We start from the raw sequence: 640 nt of genomic DNA, 5'->3' as shown, positions 1-640 counted from the left end.
AAATCAAATAATGATATCGCCGGCGAGATCGCCGCGATCCGCGGCTTCAACCGCTTTTACACGCGCAAGCTCGGCCTCATCGAGCCCAAGCTCGTGCACAGCCCGTTCACCCTGCAGGAAGCCCGCATCCTCTACGAGATCCGGCATCGCCCCGCCTGCACTGCCACCGACCTCACGCGCGATCTTGGCCTTGATCCCGGCTTCGTGAGCCGCACCCTGCGGGCGCTGCAGCGGCGCCAGATGGTGACGGCGCAAGCCGGCAAAGCACGACGGCCGGATCAACGAACTATCGCTGACCGCCAAAGGCCGCACCGCCCAGGCCGAGCTCGAGCGTCGGTCGAGCGAGGAAGTCGGAAACCTGCTCGTCTCGCTCGACGACAGTCAGCGCGGCGCCGTGGTGCGCGCGATGGCGACGATCGGGCGAACGCTGGAGCAGCCTGCGGAGAAACCCGCCGCTTTTCTGCTGCGCAGCCACAGGCCCGGCGACATCGGCTGGGTGATTTCGAGCCAGGCAAGGGCCTATGCCGAGGAATATGGCTGGGACATCAGCTACGAGGCGCTGGTCGCCGAGATCTGCGCGCAATTCATCAGGAACTTTGATCCCGCACGCGAGCATTGCTGGATCGCGGAAGCCAATGGC

General features: G+C 65.2%; 2 pseudogenes. Both read left to right on the top strand.

The annotated features are described in order from the left end of the window. Window positions 1-93: 93 nt before the first annotated feature. Window positions 94-201 (top strand): annotated as a pseudogene (locus NS334_RS19475) (hypothetical protein); the annotation flags it as partial. A gap of 205 nt (window positions 202-406) precedes the next feature. After that, window positions 407-640, top strand: a pseudogene (locus NS334_RS19195) (bifunctional helix-turn-helix transcriptional regulator/GNAT family N-acetyltransferase); the annotation flags it as partial.

Source organism: Sphingomonas endophytica (genome assembly GCF_001476895.1).
GTDB lineage: Bacteria > Pseudomonadota > Alphaproteobacteria > Sphingomonadales > Sphingomonadaceae > Sphingomonas > Sphingomonas endophytica_A.
This window is presented reverse-complemented; position numbering and strand designations above follow the sequence as displayed.